The sequence below is a fragment of the Paenibacillus sp. 05T425 genome (genome assembly GCF_056396205.1).
This window is the reverse complement of sequence record NZ_JBFTLA010000175.1, coordinates 1-371: the sequence shown is the minus strand read 5'-3', so window position 1 is coordinate 371 and position 371 is coordinate 1. Positions and strand designations below refer to the sequence as shown.

Below are 371 nucleotides of genomic sequence, written 5' to 3'. Positions count from 1 at the left end.
GCACAACTGATCAGCGAAGAACACGGCAAGACCCTGGAAGATGCTGCCGGTGAATTGAAGCGCGGGATCGAGAACGTCGAGTTCGCGTGCGCGGCACCAGAAATCCTCAAGGGTGAGTACAGCCGTAATGTCGGGCCGAACATCGATGCCTGGTCGGATTTCCAGCCATTGGGCGTAGTGGCCGGCATTACCCCGTTCAACTTCCCGGCCATGGTGCCGCTGTGGATGTATCCGTTGGCGATCGTCTGTGGCAACTGCTTTATCCTCAAGCCGTCTGAGCGCGATCCAAGCTCCACGCTGCTGATCGCTCAATTGTTACTGGAAGCCGGCCTGCCGAAAGGCGTGCTGAGTGTGGTGCATGGCGACAAGGC

At 58.8% G+C, this 371-nt stretch carries 1 protein-coding gene; it reads left to right on the top strand.

The features are described 5' to 3' along the window. Nucleotides 1-371, top strand: a 371-nt coding sequence (locus AC1DF0_RS32640) for an aldehyde dehydrogenase family protein (protein WP_477577776.1), incomplete at both ends; no start/stop codon positions are given.